We start from the raw sequence: 24,855 nt of genomic DNA on the forward strand, positions 1-24,855 counted from the left end.
GTTAAAATATATCTATAAATCATGTAAAGGAGACTGATATGTATGACAAGAAGGATTATATATGCTTTTTTAAAAAACAAAAGTGATAGAAAATATGTAGGATTACTTTCTGGTGGAGTAGGAATATTCGTTAACATAATTCTTTTTATATTTAAATTTTTAGTTGGTACATTAAGTGGTAGTATAGCAATAACAGCAGACGCATTTAATAATTTATCTGATGTTGGTTCTTCAATAGTAACAATTATAGGATTCATGATTGCAGATAAGCCTGCTGATAAAGAACATCCCTTTGGACATGGTAGAGGCGAATATATAGCAGGACTTATAGTTTCAATACTCGTACTTCTAGTTGGATTTGAATTTTTAAAATCATCCTTTGAAAAGATATTGAACCCAACTCCTCTAGCTTTTAATATATATACTGTAATAGTTCTTTCTGTATCAATTGTTATAAAGCTATGGCTGGGCTATTTTAACAAAGTATTATCTGAAGTTTCTTCATCTGGTGCAATTAATGCAACATCCTTTGACAGCTTCAGTGACGTAATAATTACTTCAACCGTTTTATTAAGCCTAGTTGTATCTAAGTTTTTTAATATAATTATAGATGGGTATATAGGATTGATAGTCGCTCTTTTTATACTATATGCTGGATATAATCTCATTAAAGATACAATTAGTCCCCTGCTTGGTGAAGCACCAGATCCAGAACTTATTAAAAATATAATTGACAGCGTTAAATCATATGAAGGAATACATGGCGTACATGATTTAATTGTTCATACATATGGAGCACAAAAGACAATTGCCTCTCTACATGCAGAGGTAGATTATAAAACTGATATTTTGGAAGCCCATGAACTTATTGATAAAATTGAAAATGAAGTATCCAAGAAATTAAATATTGTTTTAATACTTCACATGGACCCTATAGTTCTTGATAATGAAGAATTAGATATAGTTAAATTTAAAATTAAAGAGGCTTTAAAAAAATATGAATATGTACTAGATGTTCATGATATAAGACTAGTAGATGGCAAACATAAAAAAAATATAATATTTGATGTAGTCTTCTCAAATGAAATAAAACCTAAAGATGTTGGATGTAAAGTTCACGAAATAATAAATGATTTACATAAAGTTCTACCAAGTTATGATATAATTATTCATGTTGACAACATGTATAGCTACTATTAATTTTATTTGAAATTGTATTTCTACTTTGGTAAAATATATGCAAGCTTATCTTAAGGAGGTTTTTTTGATGTCAGCTTTTGATGTACTAATGGAACGCGGTTTTATTGAACAGCTTACCCATGAAGATGAAATAAAAGAACTACTTGAAAAGGAAAAGATTACATTTTATATAGGGTTTGACCCTACAGCAGATAGCCTTCATGTTGGTCACTTCATAGCTTTAATGGCTATGGCTCATATGCAAAGAGCAGGGCATAGACCAATTGCTCTAATTGGCGGCGGTACTGCTATGATAGGCGATCCAAGTGGAAAAACTGATATGAGAAAAATGCTAACAAAGGAAGAAATACAACATAATTCAGAATGTCTAAAGAAACAAATGGAAAGGTTTATTGATTTTTCAGATGGTAAAGCTATATTAGTCAATAATGCTGATTGGCTATGGAACCTAAATTACATAGAATTTTTAAGAGACATAGGTGTTCATTTTTCAGTCAACAAAATGTTAACTGCAGAATGCTTTAAACTTAGAATGGAAAAGGGACTATCCTTCCTAGAATTTAACTATATGCTTATGCAAGCATATGACTTCCTAGAATTATTTAAGAGATATGGATGCGTAATGGAACTTGGTGGTAATGATCAATGGTCTAATATACTTGCAGGTGCTGATTTAATTAGAAGAAAAGAAGGAAAACCAGCATATGGTATGACATTTAAACTTTTAACTAACAGCGAAGGAAAGAAAATGGGTAAGACAGAAAAGGGTGCTCTATGGCTTGATCCAAACAAAACATCACCATATGAATTCTATCAATACTGGAGAAATGTAAATGATGCAGACGTTGAGAAATGTCTTGCACTATTAACTTTCCTTCCAATGGATGAAGTAAGAAGATTAGGTGCTCTTAAGGATAAAGAAATAAATGAAGCAAAGAAAATACTTGCATACGAAGTTACAAAACTAGTTCATGGCGAAGAAGAAGCTAAAAAGGCTGAACAAGCTGCAAAGGCTCTTTTCGAATCAGGTGGCGATTTAAGTAATGCACCTACATTTGAAATGCCTTCTAATTTACTAGGACAAAAGGTTATTGACGTGCTAGTTGAAATTAAGGCAATTCCATCAAAAAGCGAAGGAAGAAGACTTATACAACAAGGTGGACTATATATAAACAACGAAAAAGTTTCAGATATGGACTTTGTTATTGATGAATCTTTATTTAAAAATGGAGAGATGCTTGTAAGAAAAGGCAAAAAGACATTCTATAGAGTAGTTTTAAATTAAGAATAAAAAATGGTTCAAAACAGGATTTGTTTTGAACCATTTTTTATTTTACTTTTTATATACAATCTCTCCTCCAATTACAGTCATGTACACTTCAACATCCTTTATCTTTAATGTGTCTATATTGAAAATGTCCTCCTCAAGAACAACAAAATCAGCATATTTACCCTTCTCTAAAGTTCCATATACATCTTCCATATAATTTGCAAAGGCAGGATTTTTTGTATAACACACAACAGCTTGATTAACTGTAACCCTTTCTTCAATGTTTAAATTTAATTTATTAACTGCACAGTGTATTCCAAGCATTGGTTCAAATCCTTTAAAAAATGTTCCATCCTTTTTGGGCATATATTCCGCACCAAAGGGTGTGTCACTATTGAATATGACCATTATACCCCTATCTATAAAAGTTCTGTATCTGTAAGTATCCTTGATTCTCTTAAAACCTAATCTTGTTAATGTTAAATTACTTTCTAAATTAAATATGGGTTGAAATGATGCAATTAAATTTAATCTTTTAAATCTATCTATATCATCTTCTTGTATTATCTGTATATGTTCAACTCTATTTCTGACTTTATTATTTGGGTATTTCTCATATACCCTTTCATATATATCCAAAAATTTCTTCATAGCTAAATCGCCTATTACATGCACAGCTAATGGTATATTGTTTTTAAGTGAATCCTCAATTATACTGTATATCTCTTCATCAGTTAAGTTTTGACATCCCCTATTACTAGGATCATCTTCATATGGTTCCATTAAAAGTGCTGTTCTTGATCCAAAACTTCCATCTACAAAATACTTAACTGGCCCCTTTCTCAACTTATCTGTTTCTTCTAACTTATTAAATTCTTCATACTCCTTTGACCCTCCAAGACTTCCAGCTATTATTCTAACCTTTAGTTTTCCTTCCTTCTGAAGTCTTTTATAGGTATTATAATATCTTGGATATTGAGTCATAATATCATTTATCATTGTAACTCCATTTTTTATAAGCTCACTATCAACCCTAGAGAGAGCTATTTCATAATATATGTCTGGCATTTTATCCATAATCCTTCCGATTATGTCAAAAACCCACTCTTCATAAAATAATCCAGTTAGACCTTCTTCATCTTTTACAGCTGCTTTTGAATTTAATGCATTTTCATCTTCCTTTAGGTTTAACACCTCTAATGCCCTAGTGTTAAGTATGAGGGAGTGTCCATCCTGTCTTATTAAACAAACAGGTTTGTCATTAACTATTCTGTCTATATCAACTCTATGTGGCATTACTCCTCCAAATACTATTTCACTCCAACCTGATCCCATTATCCAAGAATCATTTTCTTTCGTCCTACTAAAAGAATAGAGCGCATGCTCAAAATCCTCTTTATTTTTAACATTCTTAAAATCCATTTCAACCATACTTCTTGCTGCTTCAATTAAATGCATATGGCTTTCTATAAAGCCAGGAAAGACTGCTCTATTATTTAAATCAATTACTTCGCAGTCTCTATATTTATCTATTAAGTTTTCATTAGATAGCTCTACTATTTTCCCTTCATTAATGTACATAGATGAAAATACGTTTTCTTCATCATCCATGGTATATATCTTTGCATTAGTTATTATTATACCTGACATAATCACTCCCCCTTACTTATATAGTTCTATACCTAACCACTACTTCCTTTCAACTTAAATTAATTTAACATTTTATTTTAAGTTTGTTCATATAAATTATTAAAAGCAATAAAGGTGGTTTTTTATGCAACAAACTATTCCTCTTTATACTTCAAATCCAACAGATGAAGAAAGATATCAAACTTTAAAATACTTGCTTAAAAATGATAATAGACTAGAAGATTTTAACAATATTATAAACTTAATGTCTCCTCCAGAGGACATTGAAAAAATATGTAGTAAACTTCAAGGTAAAGGCATTAAGGTCGCAATAATTGGAGCAGGTTTATCTGGTCTTTGCATTAGTTATGAGCTTAACAAAATTGGATGTGACATAACAATTTTTGAAGCTTCAAAACGCATAGGTGGAAGAGTTTTAACTCACTATTTCAATAAAGAAACTAACCAATATGCAGAATTAGGACCTATGCGTATAGGTATTTCACACGAAACCACATGGCATTATATTAAAAAATTTAAGCTCAAAACACGACCTTTTATAAGCAAAAGCCCATCTTCACTCTTTTATATAAGAGGCAGTTACGCCGTAAATGATCCCAAAGGAAAAAATATAATGGATAACATTTATCCTCAATTTAAATTAACAAGTCTTGAAAAAAAGCTTCCTCCAAGCAAGTTGATATCACAAATGTACAATAAATATTTTTATAGCCTAACTGCAAGCGAAAGAAGTGAGCTTATTAAAATTAAAAAAAGTTATTCCCATAAAATTAAAGAGATACAAAACCTATCCCTTAGAAATGCATATGAAAACTCCTATCTTTCACAAGATGCCATATCTATGATAAGTTTAATTTCAACTTTAGAAGCAGATTTACTTCATATAAGTCTATTTGAAATTTTAGGTGAACTTTACACATTAGATTTTGTCTTCAACTATACAATTGAAGGAGGTATGATTAATCTACCTCAAGCCTTCTACAGTAACTTAATTCAATCCGATGGTCCTGGAAAGATAGAATTTAAATTTGGTCATGTTATAAATTCAATAATAAAATCTCCCTACAGGGATAAGATTATACTTGAAATTGCTGATCTTAATGAAAAAAATATTCATTATAAGGAGTTTGATTATGTAGTTTGCTGTATACCATTTTCTAGTCTAAGAAGGATTAAAGTAACTCCTCCATTTTCAACAATGAAAATGCAGGCAATAAATGAAGTAAACTATGAAACAGCCCAAAAGACCTTTTTCTATCTTAAGGAACGTTTTTGGGAAAAAAATAGTAAAAATGTTATTTTAGGCACTACCCTTACAGACTTAATAACAATATCCACATTATATGGTTCTGACCATATTGAACCTACTATTAACAATAATCAAATTGAGTATAAAATAAAACCTAATACCAACTATAAAGAACCTGGTGTTCTTCTTGCCTCCTATAACTGGCATCAAAATGCATTAAGGCTTGGCAGTCAAATAGAAATTCTAAGAATAAAAGAAATTTCAAACTGTATGGAATTAATTCATAGGCTTCCAGAAAATTATATTGACGATAACTTAATTGATTACTCAACTATACTATGGTCAAATGTTCCTTTTATATGGGGTGGAGCATGTCTTATGACTCCTGGACAAAAGGACCTATTCTTATACGAATCAACACTACCTGAAATGAATAATAGAGTCTTTTTTGCTGGAGAACATGTTTCAACAAAACATGCATGGCAACAGGGATCTTTACAATCTGCAATGCAATGTGCTAATGATATAGCTAAATCCATAAGGCAGAGGAGTTAATCCCTGCCTTATGGATTTAGCATTTTTATTAGATCATGTTCAATAATACTATCTGAAGTCTTTAAAATTTTATAAGCTGTCTCAAAGTAATTTAAATATTCTTCTTTATTTAATTCTTTTCCTGTTCTTCTGTCTATTATTTTATCAACAAAATTTAAATATGCTATTTCATTTGTGATCCATGTACCATTTCTTAAAACGACAAATCCTTCATCTGTATTTAAAATATCTCTACCTAGAACATATTTAACCTCTATTCCAAACAAGTTTGCTAATGTTGGATAAAAATCATACTGGCCTGTAACAGACGTTACATGTCCTTTAAATTCATTATTAGGGAAATGTATCATAGCAACAATTTTTTGTGCTTCTTGCCACTCTATATCAGTGATCTTATCTCTTCCATATAGAAGCTTACCCATTACGTCCTTTTGATCATAAGGTATTGCATAATGATCACCATAAAATAATACTACCGAATTATCCCATAATCCTTCTTTCTTTAAAAGTTCTATAAACTCACCTATAGCTTCATCTGTATATTTTGCAGATTTTATATAATCTCCAATTATAGTTCCTTCAAACTCACCAGCATTTATTATATTATTTATCTTGTTTTGGTAATCTTTATATGGATAATGGCTGGATAGTGTAATTAAAAAAGTATAAAATGGTTTTTCGTACTTTTTCATCTTTTCAACTGCTTGTTTAAAGAAGGACTTATCACTTAAACCTAATCCTTGTGTTTCATCTATTATAAAATTATTTTCATTCTCATATACATCAAAACCTAGACTTTTATACATATTTACCCTATTCCAAAATCCAGGTCTATTTGCATGCATTACAGCAGTGAAATAACCAATTTCCTTCATTTTATCTGGAAGTGCTTCAAATTTATTCCCTGCATATTGATAATAAACAGCCCCTTCTCTTATAGGTATAAGTGAATTATTTAATAAAAATTCTGCATCAGAAGTCCCACCAAATGCTGTTTGGTAAAAGCAATTGTCCAAAACTAAACTTTCCTTAGCAAGCTTATTTAAATTTGGTGTTATTTCTTGACCGTTTATTTTTTTATTAAGCAAAAATCCCTGAAAAGCCTCTAACTGTACAACAATTAAATTTTTACCCTTCATGCTTCCAAAATATTTAACATCTTTAGATAGATTCTTTTGTTCTAAAAATTTATTTATTTCATTTATCTCATCTTGTGAAATTTTTTGTTTCTTTAAAACGTTTGAAGTTATATATCTATAAAAATCAAAGGCATGAAAATTAACGCTACCTATTCTTCTCACAACATATTTTTTATCATACATTGTTTTTGTAATTCCTGGCTGTTCCTTTTCAAGAGCTTTTACACTTGTAATTGAAAAAATTAAACCTAATGATAAAATAGATGCAAATTTAACAACTCTCAATGAAAATTTCGGTTTAACATCTGAAAGTAGATGTCTAAACTTTTTATATAAAACATAAATAATTACGATATCTATAAAAATTAATAGATCATAAGGTTTTAATAGTGCTGTTACACTACTTTTGACTTCAGCTGCTAGTCTAGCCTGTTTTACCAATGCAACTGAAGTTACATCACAAAAATATCTATTGTATACAACATCAATAAAAATAATTAAACTAATTATAAAATTTGAAATAATAAGTCCCTTTACCCTTTTTGATTGCTTTACAAAACTAAAAATAGAAGATATCAACAGTGCTGATCCAAAGCATCCAAATACTAAATACTTAATTTTATCATCTAAAAGATTAAGGATATAATTAAATAAAACTAATTTAGTAAATATAATAAATATAAATGCAAAAATATCAATTTCTCTAAATAAGCTTTTTTTAATCATGTCATCAACTCCATTTTTAATTTTGTCCATGATATACTATAATACTTTTATCCCCATATATAAATAGTTTTTTTCAATATTAATAAAATATTTAAAATCTTAAAGAAAAAAACACCATGTTTTCTAATCATACCAAAATAATTAACCCAATGAATGGATCAAAAACCTTTGTAATCCATTCATTGGGCTGTTATAAAAACATTCTATATTTCATCCTAATCCGTGTTAACATTAGCTAAAGAATTATAAATATCCCTTATACTCTTTTTTAAAACTGGATGTATAAAATCTGGATCTATATCACAAAGAGGCTTTAAAACAAATTCTCTATTTTGCATATCTGGATGAGGAACCTTTAAATCTTCTTCATTATAAACTTCATTATTATAGAAGATTATATCTAAATCTATTGTTCTTGGTCCCCACCTTATTATTCTTTCTCTACCTAATTGTTTTTCTATTGAAAGTAACCTTTCTAAAACTTCCCTACATGAGAGATGCGTTTCTACTAAAATAACTCCATTTATAAAAGGTGGTTGTTCCTTATATCCATACGGCTCTGTCTCATATATTTTTGATTTTTTTACTATTTTCATTTGATTTTCTTCTAATAATTTGAAGGCCTTATAAACCGTCTCATACCTATCTCCTATATTGCTGCCAAAGGCTATAAATACCTTATTCATTTTAATGCCTCCATCATCATTAGGGCTCTTTTATTTTCTAAAACATCATGAACCCTTATTATATCCACATTCTTCATACTAGCATAACATGTTACAGCTATAGTTCCTTCAAGCCTATCTTCTGGTGGGACATTTCCAAGTGCTATCCCAATACTTGACTTTCTTGATACAGCAAGTAAAATAGGTACGTTTAAATCACTAAAATAATCTATGTTTTTTATAAGCTCTATATTGTGTTCATAGGCTTTACCAAAACCTATACCAGGATCTAATATTATTTTGTCCTTTGAAATTCCATTTTTTAAAGCATATTCAATTCTTTCAATAAAATAATCTTTTACTTCCTTAAGTACATTATCATATTGTGGATTTTTTTGCATATCCTTTGGAGTACCCTTAATATGCATTATTATAATAGGTACATTATACTCTTTAACTACATTAACCATATCTTTATCAAATGTCATCCCACTAATATCATTTATTATGTCTGCTCCAGCCTCAATTGCTCTTCTAGCAGTCTCCGCTCTATATGTATCAACTGATATAAGTATATTTTTGTTTTTCTCTCTTATAGCTTCAATTACAGGTACTACTCTTTTTATTTCCTCCTCAACTCCAACTGGCTCAGACCCTGGTCGAGTAGATTCTCCACCTATATCTATTATGTCAACCCCATTTTTTATCATATCTTCTGCCCTATTTAAAGCCCTTTCTAATTCCATAAACCTTGAACCTTCATAAAAAGAATCAGGGGTTGCATTTAGTATCCCCATAATTTTCATCCTGTCAAAGTAATACTTTTCCCCATTTTTCAACGTTATAAATCTCATTCCATCATCCCCTTTTCAGTATAAGCAAAGGCATTATGATTGTGTATACTTTCTATACTTTCTACACATACACTATACCACTTTATATCCTTATTTGCTTCAAGCCTAACTGCAACTTCTCTAGCAACATCTTCAACAAATCTAGGATTTAAATAAGCCATCTCTGTAACCCATTTTTCATCCTTTCTCTTTAATAATGAAAATACAGGTGTACTAGCACTTTCTTCTGCAACCTTAACAATATCCTCTATCCAAATCATCTTATCTGACTTTATTTTTATATCAACAGTTGCCCTTTGATTATGAGCACCAAATTCACTTATTTCTTTGGAACATGGGCATAAAGTAGTAACAGGAACTTTTACTTCTAATATAAAATCAAATTCATGGTTTTTAGTTGCCTCAAAGGCACATTGAACATCATATGGAGATTCAATTTTGGTTACTGGTGATGGCTTATATATAAAATAATCAAATTCCATCCTACAGTGAGCCACTTGAGCGTCAAGTTTTTCCTTCAGATCATTTAACATTCCTTCAATGTCCTTAGGTGAAACTGACTTTAATTCCTTTATAACCTCCACAAATCTGCTCATATGAGTGCCTCTTTGAAAATGTGGAAGATCAACAGATAGAGAAACTGTTGCAATTGTATTTTGCGTTCCATTTTTCTTATCCTTTACAATAACAGGCCACTTTAAATTGTTAATACCTACATGCTTTAGTGGTATGTTTCTGTAATCTCTTTCACTTTGTACGTCCTTCATAAGTTACCCCCTGTACACTATTCCACTTGTTTTTGTTTCCCAAACTTCTACTTCATATAATCTGCAATTGTCTCTTTTTAATACATCATACAATGCATTCCAAACATACACTGCTATATTTTCTGCAGTTGGCTGTTCAATTATATCATTTAAATAAGCATGATCAAATTTATCAATTATTCTCTCTTTAACTATTTTCTTCAACTCTACGAAGTCAAAAACCATTCCTTCATGATCTGGTTCTCCCTCTAGTTTTACAACTAGTTTATATGTATGACCATGTAATCTTTCACACTTTCCATGATAATGTATCAAATTATGTGCTGCATCAAATTCAAATTCCTTAATAAGAATCATAACTTCACTCCATTTCTCTTAAGTTTAACTTGATTATAGCATAAAGAATTTAAGTTCACAATTCAGCATAAAAAAGTCCTCTAAATGTGTATAGAGGACTTTTTACACGAATTAAATAGGATTACATACTAGCCAAGTGCTAATTCTCCATCTATATAAACCTTTTCAACCCTTGCTCTCAAATCAAATGGATGATGGCTCCATATTACTATATCAGCATCTTTTCCAACACTTAGACTTCCAACACGATCATCAATTCCTAAAATTTTTGCTGGATTTATAGTAAGCATTTCAAGAACTTTTTGTTCATCAGCACCATATTTTAAAGCCACTCCAGCATGAACATTAGCATGTTCTAGTGGTATTACTGGATGATCACACATAATTGCTGTCATTATACCCATATCACTTAATATTTTAACAGACTCATATGTTTTATCCTTTAATTCTAATTTTGTTCTAAATCCAAATAGAGGTCCTATCACAACAGGTATGTCGTTTTCTTTTATATAATCTGCAATTTTATAACCTTCTGTTGCATGTTCTAAAACAAGTTTAAACCCAAATTCCTTCGAAATTCTTATCGCAGTTAATATATCATCTTTCCTATGACAATGTATTCTAGCAGGTATCTCTCCCTTTAATACCTTCTCCCCTATCTCAAGTTTTATATCTCTATCTAAAAACTCTTTATTTTCCTTTTCACACTGCTTCTTTTTATTTATATAATCTTGTACCTTCATAAAATATCCTCTAATCAAAGCTGCTGTACCAAGCCTTGTTGAAGGTGTCTGATTTTTACCACTATATACCCTTTTTGGATTTTCACCAAGTGCCATTTTAAGACCAGCAGGTTCCTTCAATATCATATTATCAACTATGTTTCCTTTAAGTTTTAATATAGCTCCCTGTCCACCAATTGGATTTGCACTTCCTGGAAGTATCATGACTGTTGTAACTCCACCTTCTAAAGCTCTATTAATTGCAGCATCATCAGGATTAAAGGCATCTATAGCCCTAACATCAGGTGTTAAAGGATTAGAGGCTTCATTTCCATCTTGGTATGATGAACCTACTCCTTCCTCAAATAAACCTATGTGGCTATGGGCATCTATAAACCCTGGTAAAACAAACTTACCTTCTGCTTCAACTATTTGGGCTTCATTTTCTATTATATTTTCCTCAATTTTTATAATTTTACCATTGTCGATTAATATATCCCCTTTAAAGGGTCCTTTTTCAATTGAATATATCATTCCATTTTTAATTAATATCTTCAAATTTATCACCCCTTAAAATTATACATCAAAAACAATTTAGATAATACATAATTTTTATACAATTTCCTTTACAAAATTATATATAATTTTAGCTGTAATTCCCCATATTATTTTATCACCATATTCATAAAAATAAATTGGACTTCTTGCTGTAAGAAGCTTTGGTTTTATTTTAGTAAATTTATGATCATTTTCAAAGTTTGCGTTTATAGTTGCATAATACATTTCGGGAGGTGTATTTTTAAAAAAATTAATCGGAACAAAAAATAACTCATCTACTTCGTCATAAGATGGTACAAAATCTGTCTTTTTAACCAATACTACAAAAACATAAATTATCTTACCATGATAAGTAACCAAGGTATCAAATTGCCCTATATATTCAAAATCATCTTTTTTTAATCCAACCTCTTCCATAAACTCCCTAAATGCTGCCTCTTTAGGTTCCTCTCCCTCTTCAATCTTTCCTCCAGGTAATGAAACATCTCCAGGCTGAAACTTTAATTTTTTTGATCTTACCTCAAACAATACCTTTAACTCATTATCATAAACCAATGGAATTACAACAGAATACCTTTTGAACTCCTCATCTTGACCTATAATTTTAATTTCTCTATTTTGAAATATTCCTTTTATAGAATTTATATCCATAAAAATTTCTCCCCTCAAATTGGAAAAATAAATGTATAATTCTAGTTTATTTAAGATATAATATTATTGTCAAATATATTCAGAAATGTTATAATAATTAAAAAGGAGATTTAACCATCAAGACCCCCTATAAATTGATAGGGTTGTGTCTTTGAGTCGTTAAATCCTATCATTTATAGGAGGTGTGTTCAATGGCTGACAAGAACTTAGTTTGCCAAGACTGCGGTAAGGATTTCGTTTTCACTGAAGGCGAACAAAAATTCTACGCAGAAAAAGGCTTTGAAAACGAACCAAAAAGATGTCCTGACTGCAGAAAGGCAAGAAAACAACAAAAAAGAAATTTTGACAGAAGATAAGGGAGAGTTAAACTCTCCTTTTTTATTTATCTGTAAATACTATACAATAGGATATTTTTTATATTCATCATCATAAAAATGCCACCATTCACTTTCTATCCTTTTAAATCCACTCTGTACCATTGCTTTAGCTAAAAGTTCTCTATTTTTAACCGCATTTGCTGAGCAGTCATTATAGTATATACTTGCCTTATATGTAAAATCATCAAAGTCTGTAGGCATTTCAACCTCTTCACCATTTAGTTTAACTAAAGTCACATCTACTGCTGCTCCTCTATTGTGAATAGAACCTCTCCATGGTGGAGCTATAAAATTTTCATCTTTGATTTGATCCCACATGAGTTTTTGAACAGACAGTGGCCTGTAAGCATCCCAAACCTTTAATCTATATCCTAAGTTCATTAAAAGCTCGTTTGCTTTAATCAATTTTTTAGTTGTGCCATATCTTAATATACATATATTATTTTCGTAAAATCTTTTTTTAAAATAATTTCTATCGGTTGCATATCTAATATCAAATAAAATTTCATTTGTAATTTCAGATACATCTACTAAATCAAAATCATCAAACATTAAATCCACCCCTATTTTATTATAAATAATTTATAAAATATTGGGAATAATATGTTTTGAGGTGACGTTATGCAAAACAATATGTTAGGGATAGTTTTTTCAATTTTGGCAGGTTTACTTATGAGTATTCAAGGTGTATTTAACACCAGATGCAGTGAAAAAATAGGACTTTGGGAAACTAATATCATTGTACAGATAACAGGGTTTATTTTTACACTTATTATTTTACTAATTGTCGGTAATGGAGATTTTAAAAAAATCACTCAAGTTAATAAACTTTACCTATTGGGTGGTGTGATAGGAGTACTAATAATCTACTTTGTTATGCGTGGTGTTTCTGAACTTGGACCTACCTATTCTGTATCAACAATACTTATCTCCCAACTAATTACTGCAGCTGTAATTGACTTCTTTGGTTTATTTGGAACTGAAAAAATTCCTTTTCATTTTACAAAAGTTGTAGGTGTAATTCTAATGGTGGCAGGAATAATAATATTCAAGTTAAAGGGGTAATGAATAATTTACCCCTTTAATTGTAAAAACTAATATATAGACATTATTTTACATTAGTCTGCGAGGTGAATGTATGAAAGCTGTTATCATGGCAGGTGGAGAAGGTACAAGACTTAGACCTCTTACATGCCACATACCAAAACCAATGGTTCCTATAGCAAACACTCCAGTTATGGAACATATAATAAATCTTTTAAAAAAACACAATATAACTGAAATAGCTGCAACACTCTATTATATGCCCAATATAATAGTTGATTATTTTCAAGATGGTTCAAAATTAGGTGTTAACCTTAAGTATTTTATAGAAGAAACTCCACTTGGTACCGGTGGAAGCGTTTTAAATACTGACAAATTTTTAGATGATACATTTATTGTTATAAGTGGTGATGCCTATACAAATATAGATTTAACCAAAGCAGTAGAGTACCATAAAGCAAAAAAGTCAAAGGCTACACTTATACTAAAAAAGCAAAACATTCCCATAGAATATGGAATAGTTATTACAGATGAACAAGGAAAGATAATAAGATTCCTAGAAAAACCCTCTTGGGGTGAAGTTTTTAGCGATACAGTTAATACTGGAATATACATATTAGAACCTGAAGTATTTAATTACTATAAAAAAGGTGAAAACTTTGACTTTAGCAAGGATCTATTTCCTAAGCTTCTAAAAGATAATATACCAATGTATGGATATATAACAGATGAATACTGGTGTGATATAGGTGACATAAATTCTTATAGACAAACCAATTTTGATGTAGTAGAAAACTTTTTATCTGATAAGTATACAAAACTAGATGAAGGTATTTTTGTAGGAAAAAACACTATAATACCTGAAGGAGTAAATATAAAATCACCCTGCATAATTGGAGATAACACTCATATAGGAGAAGGATGTAGAATAGATGCTTACACTATTATAGGTAACAATTGCTATATAGATTCATTCTCTTCAATCAAAAGAACAATAATTTGGGATAATGTTAAAATAGGAAAATCAGTTGAATGTAGAGGAAGTATTATATGCGATTTTACAAAAATACAAGACTCTGTCCATATTTATGAAGCTACTGTTATAGGCAAGGATACCCTAATTGAAAAAAATTCAACAATAAAACCAGGTGTAAAAATATGGCCAGACAAATATATTCCTACATCATCAATAGTTAATAGAAATATAATTTGGGGAACTAAACCACAAAGGATAAAATTTACTGAAAATGGAATAGAAGGTGAATTTAATATAGAAATTACACCTGAGTCTGCATCTTTAATTGGATCAGCTTTTGCTTCTATTTGTAATAAACATCTTCCTATCCTTGTATGTACTGATGGTTCCCGTCCTTCAACAGCAATTAAGCAATCAATAATTGCTGGAATTATATCATCTGGAATCAAAGTATTAGACTTAGAACATGAACCAATAAATGTTCTAAGATATGGAGTTAGATTCTACAAAGGTAGTGCTGGAATATATATATCATCAAAAAACAATAACAATATTATAAATATTCAATTCATAAATGAATTAGGTGCAAATATAGATAGAAAAACCGAAAAAAAGCTTGATCAAATATTTATACGTGAAGATTTTCAAAGGTGTAGTTCATATAACATTGGAAACATAATAAACATTAATAACTTTTATGAACTATACATTCAAAACAATATAAACAATTTAAAAGACGTAGATCAAATTAAGATAAAATCTCCTAAGGTGCTTATTGCATCACAAGACGAAAGAGGAGCCCTTATAACTTCTATTCTGCTTGAAACAATAGGTTGTAAAGTTTCTATAGACTATAACATAAATAACTTCAACAATATTAACGACTATTTTAAATACTTTTCAGAACAGGTTAAAAATAATTTCCTATTTGGAGCAGTAATTAATAAAGATTGTGAAAGTTTTGTTTTATTTGATGAGCAAGGCAATATTATATCCCAAGATACCTATAGACTTCTTACAACATTAATATCTATCAAATTAGGTGAACAAAACATAATAGTTCCATATACTGCATCATTAACTATTAATAAACTTGCAGATGATTATAACGTAAAAGTAACAAGAACCAAATCTAACCGTGCAGAAACATTAAATCAAATGCTCAGCAAAACAGATAATCTATCACTTAACCCTCAATATATACTAAACTATGATGCAATACTATCCACTGCTTATTTAACAGCCTTCTTAGTTGAGAACAATGTAAATTTAAGCAGTATTATAAATAATCTACCTCAATTCTATCTAAAACATCATGAGCTACCTTGTGCTTTTACAGAAAGAGGCAGAATAATAAGGCAATTAATTGAACAAAACAATCCAAAAAATATGGAGCTTTATGAAGGAGTAAAATTAGTTTCTGATAAAGGATATGCCATAATATTGCCTGATGACCACAGACCAATATTAAAGATATATATTGAAGGCTTTAATCAAGAATTTGCTGAGGAAATCTCAAGTGAAGTTGTTGAAAGACTTAAGAAAATGCTTAAAAACTCCTAATGGAAAGGGGCGATAAAGTGGCTCTACATCTTAATACCAACCATCCATTTTCAATAAAAGGTGGAACTTTATCTGCAGATGAATTATCAAGGCATGCTATAGATATTGCAAAGGAACATAAAGTATCTACTAACTATAACACTATTCTTTTAAACAGACTTAATAATAATTTTGAAAGTATAACAGATATATATAAATTTTTTCATGAAAAACACAACCAAAACACTCCATTATGTCCTGCTTCAGAATGGCTATTGGATAACTACTACATTATAGAAGAACAACATAAGATTTTATTAAATCAATTGGATAAAAGCTTTTTTAAGCAACTTCTATATTTAAAAAATAGTATATTTAAAGATCTACCTAGAATTTTTGCTGTATGTTATGAACTTGTAAGCCACAGCGATGGTAGAATTGATAGAGATAATTTAATTAACTTTATTGAATCTTATCAAAAAGTTACTCCACTCACTATGCAGGAACTATGGTCTTTAGAACCAATGCTTAAAATTTCTTTACTTGAATATATTTCATCTATTTGTCTAAAGATCTACAACATACAAAATATATGGGATAAGGTATTTGAATTTAACAACTTAACTACAGATGAAATTATAGATAATGTATCAGAACACCTAAAAAATATGGAGAGTATAGACTACCACTTTTTAGAGAGAGTTTTGATATATACTAAAAAAACTTCACAACCTACAGAAAAAATACTTGAAATTATTAATGATAAGCTTTTTGAATACAACATAACAATTGATGAAGTTTTGCATCATGAACATCAAGAACAAGCAAAACTTCAAATTGCAATAGGCAATGCAATAACAAGTTTGAGATTTGTTATATCGTTGAATTTTGAAGATTTATTTGAAGAGCTTTCTTATGTTGAAAAAATACTTAGACAAGACCCCTCCGAATTCTATATTAAACAAGATTTTGAATCTAGAAGCTACTATAGACAAAAAATCATGGAAATATCTAAAAAATATAATATAGCAGAAACTTATGTTGCAAAGACTGCACTAGAATGTTGTGAAGGAGAAAAGCTCAGTTTAAAACAAAAACACATAGGCTATTATTTAGTAGATGAAGGAATAGATGAACTATTATCTAGATTAAATGTTAATAAAAAAGTTAAACGACATACTTTATTTACATACTTAATGCCTATATTTTCTTTAACTATACTTATATCTTCACTATATTTAAAATTCGCTTATAATATTTCACCTATAGGCCTTGAAAATATTTATATGATTTTAGTTTTAATTTCTGTTTTACCTCCTGCACTAAATATATCAATTAATTTAGTTAATAGATTTATATTAAATAACACAAAACCTAGTTTTCTTCCCAAGTTAGATTTTTCAGAAGGAATTCCTTCTGATTGCAAAACAATTGTAATTGTACCTACTCTTATACCAAATACAAAAAGAGTAAAAGAATTAATTAAAAATCTTGAGATAACATATGTCTCTAACAATAGTGACAATATCTATTTCGTCCTTCTTGGAGATTTAAAGGATAGTGATAAAGAAATTGAAGATAATGACAAGGATATTATTGATACCGCAGTTAAACTAATAAATGAACTTAATGAAAAATATCAAGATAATAAGTTTTACTTCCTATGCAGAAAAAGAGTGTATAATGAATCTCAACAAAGATATATGGGATATGAAAGAAAAAGAGGTGCAATTTGTGAATTTAACAGACTAATTAGGGGATATAAAGATACAACTTTTAATGTAATAGTCGGAGATATTGAAAAACTATTAGACGCTAAATATGTTATTACACTTGATGCAGATACTAAACTTCCGATTAGTACCGCTGCAAAATTAATTGGTACAATAGCCCACCCCCTAAATAGAGCTATCATAGACCATGATTTAAAAGTTGTTGTTGAAGGATATGGATTGATACAGCCTAGAATTGGAATTGATATTGAAAGCAGTACTAAATCAAAATTTACAAGAATTTATGCATCTGAGGGAGGAATTGATACTTATAGTGGTGCTATCTCAGATGTTTATATGGATTTGTTTAAAGAAGGTATCTTCACTGGTAAAGGAATTTATGATGTAGATGCCTTCCTTCAAACATTAGATACTGCAATTCCAGACAATACATTATTAAGCCATGACTTAATTGAGGGAAGCTACCTTAGGGTTGGTCTTGCAACTGATATAGAATTAATAGATGGATTCCCACAAAAATATAATTCATATATCCAAAGAATGCACAGATGGATCCGTGGTGACTGGCAGACTATAATTTGGTTAAATAGATTCATAAAAAATGCATATGGAGAAAAGGTATTAAATCCTATAAACAGTGTGTCTAAATGGAAAATATTTGATAATTTGCGCAGAAGTCTACTACCTATAAACTACAGTATTTTAGTAATTCTCTCTTTATATTTATTTAATTTAAAATCAATATATCTAATAATGCTTTTGCTTATAGATATTTTCTTGCCCGTTGTATTTAACTCAATAGACTACTTCAAACTTAAATATTATAAAGTAAGAAATAGAAGGCTTAATAACAACATTATCTATGGATTTAAAAACATATTCTATCAATCAATATTAACAGTTATTTTTCTACCACATCTAGCTCATATATCTCTAGATGCTATAACTAAAACCATTTATAGAGTTTATGTATCCCATAAAAATCTTTTAGAATGGGTTACTGCAGCTGATGTGGAGAAAAATACCAAAAACGATCTTAGAAGTTATGTTAAATTAATGGTTCCATCAGCATCAGTTTTAAGCATATTAGCCCTATTAAGTATACTTTTAAATAAATATAATTATATTTATGCCCTACCCCTTGTAATAATTTGGATATCTTCACCACTTTGGGCATATAAACTTAGTCAACCTGAAATTAAAACACTTTATCAGCCATCAGATGAAGATATTAAACTTATACGTAATATTGCAATAAAAACATGGAAATTCTATGAGGATATATTCAATGAAGAAAATAATTATCTACCTGTAGATAATATTCAAGAAGTACCAACTTTAAAAATTGCTCATAGAACTTCACCAACAAATATAGGCTTTTTAATTCTTTCCATGTGCTGTGCTGTTGATTTAGGTTACATTACACTAAAAAAATTTGCAGACATGTTAAATAAAACTTTATCTACTATTGAAAAACTTGATAAATGGAATGGTCATCTATACAACTGGTATGACACAAGAACCCTTCAAGTACTACACCCTAAATATATATCTACAGTAGATAGTGGAAATTTAGTCGCTTACCTTATGGTAACATCAAGTACAATTGAAGATTATTTAAACAAAAAACCTATTGAATACAATTTTAAAGATGGTATAAGAGACATACTCTCATACTATGAAATCGACAATGAAGTTCCAGACAAAGATGACCTTTTTGAATTAATAAATGAACTAAACCCAAAACTAAATTCTGATAAGACTAAATCTATATTAAATGATTTAAATGAATATATTAAAATCTATCCTAATTTAATTAATACAAGTAAACTAGAATTTTTAAATCAAAAAAATGAATATCAAAAACTAAGAACTTTAATAGATGAAATTAAAGAAACAAAACTTAAAGAACTTCCTTCTCTGTATAGGGAAATATCAAACGAAATAAACAGTTTAAAGAATAAGATAAGTAACATTGAATACGAAATACTAAAACTTTTAGATGATGAACTAAACCTCTGCAATCATGAAGCGTCTAATCTAATAAATAAACTTTATAACTTAAAAATTAGATTAGACTCTTTTGTGAAAAATACCAAATTTGCTCCATTATATGATAAAAAACGTGGTTTATTCTCAATAGGCTTTGATGTAGATAACAACAAACTAACAAATTCGTACTATGATTTATTGGCTTCAGAAGCTAGAATAGCAAGCTATCTAGCTGTAATTAATCGAGAAGTTCCAGTAAACCATTGGTTTAAGCTTGGTAGATCACTGTCTGAAGTTGATGGTTATTTAAGCTTAGTTTCTTGGACTGGAACTATGTTTGAATATTTTATGCCAGCTATAATAATGAAAAACTATGCACATAGTTTAATTGATGAAACCTACAAAACTGTTATAAGAGCTCAAATAAACTACGGAAGAGATAGAAAAGTTCCTTGGGGTACTTCAGAATCAGGTTTTTATGGTTTTGATATACTCCTAAATTTCCAATACAAAGCCTTTGGTGTTCCAGCTTTAGGTTTAAAACGTGGTCTTTCAAAAGATATGGTTATATCTCCATATTCAACATTACTAGTTCTACCCTTCAAACCACGTGTAGCAATTGAAAATATAAAGGAGTTAATAAAGTATAATCTCATTGGTAAATACGGTTTTTATGAAGCTATTGACTTTACCCCAGATAGAACACACAAAGATTTAAACTATGGTATTGTTCAAAGCTTCATGGCACACCATCAGGGTATGATTTTAACATCAATAAATAACTATATAAATAGAAACATATTAATTGAAAGATTCCATTCAAACCCAAATGTTATAGCTGGCGAATTCCTACTACAGGAAAAGATACCTGTAAGAACAATAATTACTAAGAATATAAAAGAAGATATTAGGCCTTTAGAAAAACCTCAATTTATACACGTTGACTTTAGTAAAAAACTTGGTTTACCAAAGGATTTAATACCAAATTGCCATCTAATAACAAATGGTGACTTGTCTGCAATGTATACTGACTATGGTTGTAACTATTTAAAATACAAGGATATATACATTAATAGATGGCGTGACAACATAACAGATAAAAAATATGGTTCGTTTATTTTTATAAGGGACGTAAATGACAATTTAATATGGTCAAATACACTTGAACCTACTAGCATTTTACCTGAAAAATATGAAGTTACCTTTAATGACGACAAAATAAAAATATTTAGATCTGACAATAAAATAGAAACAACTACAGAAGTATGTATTAGTGCTGAAGATAACTGTAAAATAGAAAAACTTGTTATAAGCAACCTAAGTGAATCTGAAAAAACACTTGAAATAACTAGCTATATGGAAATTACTCTATCAAGTTTAATGGCAGATATTGCCCATCCAACATTTAATAATCTTTTTATAAGAACAGAGTTTGTTGAAAAATATAACAGTATAATTGCATCACGACGACCTAGAGAACATGGTAAAAAGACTATTTGGGCATTCCATACTCTATGTACTGAACAATTCTCTGATAATATTGAAATTGAAACTGATAGATACAAATTCATAGGTCGTGGTAATAATCTACTTAATCCAAAGGCTCTAACCTCACCTTTAACAAACACTACTGGAGCTGTATTAGATCCTATATTCAGTATTAGAAAGAGAATTACATTAAAGCCCAATTCATCAATAACACTAGCATATGTAACAGGAATTGCAGAAACTAAAGAACAATGTATAGAACTATGTCAAAAATATTCTGAGTTTTATAATATTGACAGAAGCTTTAGCTCTGCATATTTAAGAGCTCAAATGGAGGATAAATATCTGTCATTAACTCTAAATGACAAAGAAATATTTTCTAAAATATTAAATCATGTAGTATTTACTACCAGCATAAGACGTAAATACAAAGAAAAAATTGAAAATAATATTAAAGGTCAGTCTTCACTTTGGGCATATGGAATTTCAGGAGATATTCCAATAATGTTAGTTAAGATTAGTAAATCTGATTACATGGATATTGTAGAAACTATGATTAAATGCCATGAATACTATCGAGTTAGAGGATTACTTACTGACCTGGTTATACTTGTAAAGGAAGAAGGTGGATATTTACAACCACTTCAATCTCAAATTAGAGACTTAGTACGCTTTAATAATAATCTTGATCAGCTCGATAGATTTGGCGGTATATTTATAAGAAGTATGAATAATATGCCTTGTGAAGACGTGAACCTATTATATGCTGTAGCAAAAATAGTAATAGATGCTGATCTTGGTAACATACAAAAACAACTAAGTATAGAAGAAGAACAATTTGACTTAGTCGAATTAAAAACAACTAATAAAATTTTTGAATATAAAGATGTAGATTTATTTAATGAAAATCTAGAAATATTTAATGGTTATGGTGGCTTTGCAAAGGGTGGACGTGAGTATATTATAAAATTAATTGATAATATGTTAACTCCTCTACCTTGGATAAATGTAGTTGCAAATAATAGATTCGGTTTTATTGCTACCGAATCTGGTGGAGGTTACACCTTCTCTGAAAATAGCCGTGAAAATAAATTGACACCTTGGAGTAATGACCCAGTAATTGATCATATCTATGAGACAATTTTTATAAGAGATGATGATACTGGAGAATACTTTACAATAACTCCTAGACCTGTAAGACATCAAAGCCAATATACTATAACATACGGTACAGGTTATGTAAAGTATATTCATCAGCATAATGGTATATTCGGTGAAATTACCTCATTTGTACCTAAAGACGATATGATTAAAGTATCACTTTTAAAGATTAAAAATAATAGTAATTCAGTTAGAAGGCTATCTTTATTCTACTATGTAAAGCCTGTCATGGGTGTAACTCCATATTTAACAAACCAATATATAGTAAATGAATTTAATGACAATATTAATTCATTCATAATTAAAAATAGCTACAATACTGATTTTCCAAACAGACTAATGTTTATTTCATCTTCAGAAAAAATAATTAGTTATACTGGAAATTTAAATGAATTCTTAAAAGATGAAAATAAAATTAACTCACCAGAGGGACTAAAATATGAAACATTAAGCAATACAGTTGGTGCAGGATTAAATCCTTGCTCTGTAGTACAAATAAAATTTGAAATAAAAGAAGATGAAGAAAAGCACGTTTCCCTTCTTATGGGAAGTTGTCTCAACTTTGAAGATTTAAACAACATAGTTAAAAGATATAGAGATATTAATTTCTGTTATCAAAAGTTAGATGAAGCTACTATGATGTGGCACAACCTACTAGATACAATTAAAATTAATACGCCTAATAAACCATTCAACATTTTAATGAACACATGGCTTCTATATCAAACACTATGTTGTAGAATTTGGGCAAGGTCGGCCTTCTATCAATCAGGTGGTGCATATGGATTTAGAGATCAACTACAAGATGTACTCAGCTTTATAAATATAAAACCTGAAATTGCAAAAACACAGATACTACTCCACTGTGCACACCAATTTGTTGAAGGTGACGTTCAACACTGGTGGCATCCAGGTAGTCACGACAAAGGTATAAGAACAAAATTCTCTGACGACCTGCTTTGGTTACCATACGTTACCGCTGAGTATATAGTAAAAACAGGAGACTATGACATACTAGATATTGAAGTAAATTACCTTGAAGATGAACCTTTAGATGAAGAAACTGATGAAAGATATGGTATTCCAAAAACATCAAACATAAAAGGAAGCGTATATGAACACTGTATAAAAGCTATAGATAGAGCTTTAAAATATGGTGAACATGGAATACCACTTATGGGTTCAGGCGATTGGAACGATGGAATGAATACAGTAGGAAACAAAGGTAAAGGCGAAAGCGTATGGTTAGGATGGTTCTTAATTGATATACTAAACAGGTTCATACCTATTTGTGAAAAATTAAATGACATTGAAAGAGCCAACATTTACAAAGAACATATGCAAAGGATTATAAATTCAATAGAACAAAATGCTTGGGATGGTGAATGGTATAGGCGTGCATATTTTGATGACGGAACACCACTCGGCTCTAGTTTAAACCAAGAATGCAAGATAGATTCACTTGCTCAGTCTTGGTCCTTAATATCAAATGCTGGTGATAAAGATCGTGCTGTTAAAGCAATGGACGCCGTAGAAAAGTACTTAATATCCTATGACGACGGCATAATCAAGTTATTTACACCTGCATTTGATAAAAGCGATTTAAACCCTGGATATATTAAGGGTTATGTTCCAGGTGTACGAGAAAATGGTGGTCAATATACCCACGCTGCTACATGGGTAATACTTGCATATACAAAACTGGGTTTAGGAGATAAAGCATTTAAACTATTTGATATGATTAATCCGATAAATCACACCAATACCCAACTTGAATGTGCAAAATATAAAGTTGAACCATATGTTATGGCAGCCGATGTATATGCAGTAGAACCTCATGTAGGCCGAGGTGGTTGGACTTGGTACACTGGTTCCTCTGGTTGGATGTACAAAGTAGGTCTTGAAGGTATATTAGGATTTAACAAACTTCATGACAGGATAATTATAAATCCTTGTATACCAAAAACATGGCCAGAATATGATATGGTTTATACGTTAAACGAAACAGTATATAATATTAAAGTCATTAATAAAAACTCAAAATGCACAGGAGTTGAAAAAATAGAACTAGACGGAAATATATTAAATCAAAATTACATTCCAGTTCTTAATGACAAAAAAACACATAATATTACTGTATACATGTAAGGGGCATAAGCCCCTTAATTTTTTGTTAATT

The 24,855-nt window shown here is 29.8% G+C and carries 16 protein-coding genes; 7 read left to right on the plus strand and 9 right to left on the minus strand.

Features of this window, described 5'->3' with window-relative positions:
- The first annotated feature begins 42 nt into the window (after positions 1-42).
- Positions 43-1,200: a cation diffusion facilitator family transporter gene (locus tag TCEL_RS06685; RefSeq protein WP_018662430.1), complete on the plus strand. Its 1,158-nt coding sequence runs from the start codon at positions 43-45 to the stop codon at positions 1,198-1,200.
- 64 nt (positions 1,201-1,264) lie between these two features.
- A complete protein-coding gene (gene tyrS, locus TCEL_RS06690) occupies positions 1,265-2,485 on the plus strand; it encodes a tyrosine--tRNA ligase (RefSeq protein WP_423219072.1) in 1,221 nt (406 codons plus the stop codon).
- A gap of 48 nt (positions 2,486-2,533) precedes the next feature.
- On the opposite strand, the gene TCEL_RS06695 is transcribed toward tyrS, so the two are convergent.
- Positions 2,534-4,120, minus strand: coding sequence for an amidohydrolase (locus TCEL_RS06695; protein ID WP_018662434.1), 1,587 nt, complete (start codon positions 4,118-4,120; stop codon positions 2,534-2,536).
- A gap of 124 nt (positions 4,121-4,244) precedes the next feature.
- Here TCEL_RS06695 and TCEL_RS06700 point away from each other — a divergent pair, with 124 nt between their 5' ends.
- Complete coding sequence (locus TCEL_RS06700; protein WP_018662436.1) at positions 4,245-5,924, plus strand: flavin monoamine oxidase family protein; 1,680 nt, start codon at positions 4,245-4,247, stop codon at positions 5,922-5,924.
- Positions 5,925-5,932: 8 nt separating this feature from the next.
- On the opposite strand, the gene TCEL_RS06705 is transcribed toward TCEL_RS06700, so the two are convergent.
- The 7 genes from TCEL_RS06705 to TCEL_RS06735 form a co-directional block, all read right to left on the minus strand.
- Positions 5,933-7,819, minus strand: a complete 1,887-nt coding sequence (locus tag TCEL_RS06705) for an LTA synthase family protein (protein WP_018662437.1) — start codon at positions 7,817-7,819, stop codon at positions 5,933-5,935.
- 185 nt (positions 7,820-8,004) lie between these two features.
- A complete protein-coding gene (folK, locus tag TCEL_RS06710; RefSeq protein WP_018662439.1) occupies positions 8,005-8,475 on the minus strand; it encodes a 2-amino-4-hydroxy-6-hydroxymethyldihydropteridine diphosphokinase in 471 nt (156 codons plus the stop codon).
- Positions 8,472-9,308, minus strand: a complete 837-nt coding sequence (gene folP / locus TCEL_RS06715; protein WP_018662441.1) for a dihydropteroate synthase — start codon at positions 9,306-9,308, stop codon at positions 8,472-8,474. Before folP ends, folK begins: the two co-directional genes overlap by 4 nt.
- Positions 9,305-10,075, minus strand: coding sequence for a GTP cyclohydrolase FolE2 (gene folE2, locus TCEL_RS06720; protein ID WP_018662442.1), 771 nt, complete (start codon positions 10,073-10,075; stop codon positions 9,305-9,307). Before folE2 ends, folP begins: the two co-directional genes overlap by 4 nt.
- A 3-nt stretch (positions 10,076-10,078) precedes the next feature.
- Positions 10,079-10,432 (minus strand): 6-carboxytetrahydropterin synthase QueD, encoded by a 354-nt coding sequence (gene queD / locus TCEL_RS06725; RefSeq protein ID WP_018662443.1) that lies wholly within the window; start codon positions 10,430-10,432, stop codon positions 10,079-10,081.
- A gap of 128 nt (positions 10,433-10,560) precedes the next feature.
- On the minus strand, positions 10,561-11,712 hold the full coding sequence (locus tag TCEL_RS06730) for an amidohydrolase (protein WP_018662444.1): 1,152 nt from the start codon (positions 11,710-11,712) through the stop codon (positions 10,561-10,563).
- A gap of 54 nt (positions 11,713-11,766) precedes the next feature.
- The gene (locus TCEL_RS06735) at positions 11,767-12,363 is read right to left on the minus strand and encodes an NUDIX hydrolase (protein ID WP_018662445.1); all 597 of its coding nucleotides are present in this window, start codon (positions 12,361-12,363) and stop codon (positions 11,767-11,769) included.
- 191 nt (positions 12,364-12,554) lie between these two features.
- Here TCEL_RS06735 and TCEL_RS06740 point away from each other — a divergent pair, with 191 nt between their 5' ends.
- A complete protein-coding gene (locus TCEL_RS06740) occupies positions 12,555-12,719 on the plus strand; it encodes a zinc-ribbon domain-containing protein (protein ID WP_018662446.1) in 165 nt (54 codons plus the stop codon).
- 39 nt (positions 12,720-12,758) lie between these two features.
- On the opposite strand, the gene TCEL_RS06745 is transcribed toward TCEL_RS06740, so the two are convergent.
- Positions 12,759-13,292: a M15 family metallopeptidase gene (locus tag TCEL_RS06745; protein WP_018662448.1), complete on the minus strand. Its 534-nt coding sequence runs from the start codon at positions 13,290-13,292 to the stop codon at positions 12,759-12,761.
- Positions 13,293-13,373: 81 nt separating this feature from the next.
- Here TCEL_RS06745 and TCEL_RS06750 point away from each other — a divergent pair, with 81 nt between their 5' ends.
- The 3 genes from TCEL_RS06750 (at position 13,374) to TCEL_RS06760 (ending at position 24,824) form a co-directional block, all read left to right on the plus strand.
- Positions 13,374-13,805: a DMT family transporter gene (locus TCEL_RS06750; RefSeq protein WP_040683954.1), complete on the plus strand. Its 432-nt coding sequence runs from the start codon at positions 13,374-13,376 to the stop codon at positions 13,803-13,805.
- A 73-nt stretch (positions 13,806-13,878) separates the two neighbouring features.
- Positions 13,879-16,323, plus strand: a complete 2,445-nt coding sequence (locus TCEL_RS06755) for a sugar phosphate nucleotidyltransferase (RefSeq protein ID WP_018662452.1) — start codon at positions 13,879-13,881, stop codon at positions 16,321-16,323.
- The gene (locus TCEL_RS06760) at positions 16,323-24,824 is read left to right on the plus strand and encodes a GH36-type glycosyl hydrolase domain-containing protein (protein WP_084739321.1); all 8,502 of its coding nucleotides are present in this window, start codon (positions 16,323-16,325) and stop codon (positions 24,822-24,824) included. The genes TCEL_RS06755 and TCEL_RS06760 overlap by 1 nt, the downstream gene beginning before the upstream one ends.
- Positions 24,825-24,855: the final 31 nt, after the last annotated feature.

Source organism: Thermobrachium celere DSM 8682 (assembly GCF_000430995.1).
GTDB classification, from domain to species: Bacteria; Bacillota; Clostridia; order Clostridiales; family Caloramatoraceae; genus Thermobrachium; species Thermobrachium celere.

Coding starts and splice junctions, on each gene's coding strand:
- TCEL_RS06685 (WP_018662430.1), top strand. CDS start 43: ATGACAAGAAGGATTATATATGCTTTTTTAAAAAACAAAAGTGATAGA.
- TCEL_RS06695 (WP_018662434.1), bottom strand. CDS start 4,120: ATGTCAGGTATAATAATAACTAATGCAAAGATATATACCATGGATGAT.
- TCEL_RS06700 (WP_018662436.1), top strand. CDS start 4,245: ATGCAACAAACTATTCCTCTTTATACTTCAAATCCAACAGATGAAGAA.
- TCEL_RS06705 (WP_018662437.1), bottom strand. CDS start 7,819: ATGGACAAAATTAAAAATGGAGTTGATGACATGATTAAAAAAAGCTTA.
- folK (WP_018662439.1), bottom strand. CDS start 8,475: ATGAATAAGGTATTTATAGCCTTTGGCAGCAATATAGGAGATAGGTAT.
- folP (WP_018662441.1), bottom strand. CDS start 9,308: ATGAGATTTATAACGTTGAAAAATGGGGAAAAGTATTACTTTGACAGG.
- folE2 (WP_018662442.1), bottom strand. CDS start 10,075: ATGAAGGACGTACAAAGTGAAAGAGATTACAGAAACATACCACTAAAG.
- queD (WP_018662443.1), bottom strand. CDS start 10,432: ATGATTCTTATTAAGGAATTTGAATTTGATGCAGCACATAATTTGATA.
- TCEL_RS06735 (WP_018662445.1), bottom strand. CDS start 12,363: ATGGATATAAATTCTATAAAAGGAATATTTCAAAATAGAGAAATTAAA.
- TCEL_RS06740 (WP_018662446.1), top strand. CDS start 12,555: ATGGCTGACAAGAACTTAGTTTGCCAAGACTGCGGTAAGGATTTCGTT.
- TCEL_RS06745 (WP_018662448.1), bottom strand. CDS start 13,292: ATGTTTGATGATTTTGATTTAGTAGATGTATCTGAAATTACAAATGAA.
- TCEL_RS06750 (WP_040683954.1), top strand. CDS start 13,374: ATGTTAGGGATAGTTTTTTCAATTTTGGCAGGTTTACTTATGAGTATT.
- TCEL_RS06755 (WP_018662452.1), top strand. CDS start 13,879: ATGAAAGCTGTTATCATGGCAGGTGGAGAAGGTACAAGACTTAGACCT.
- TCEL_RS06760 (WP_084739321.1), top strand. CDS start 16,323: ATGGAAAGGGGCGATAAAGTGGCTCTACATCTTAATACCAACCATCCA.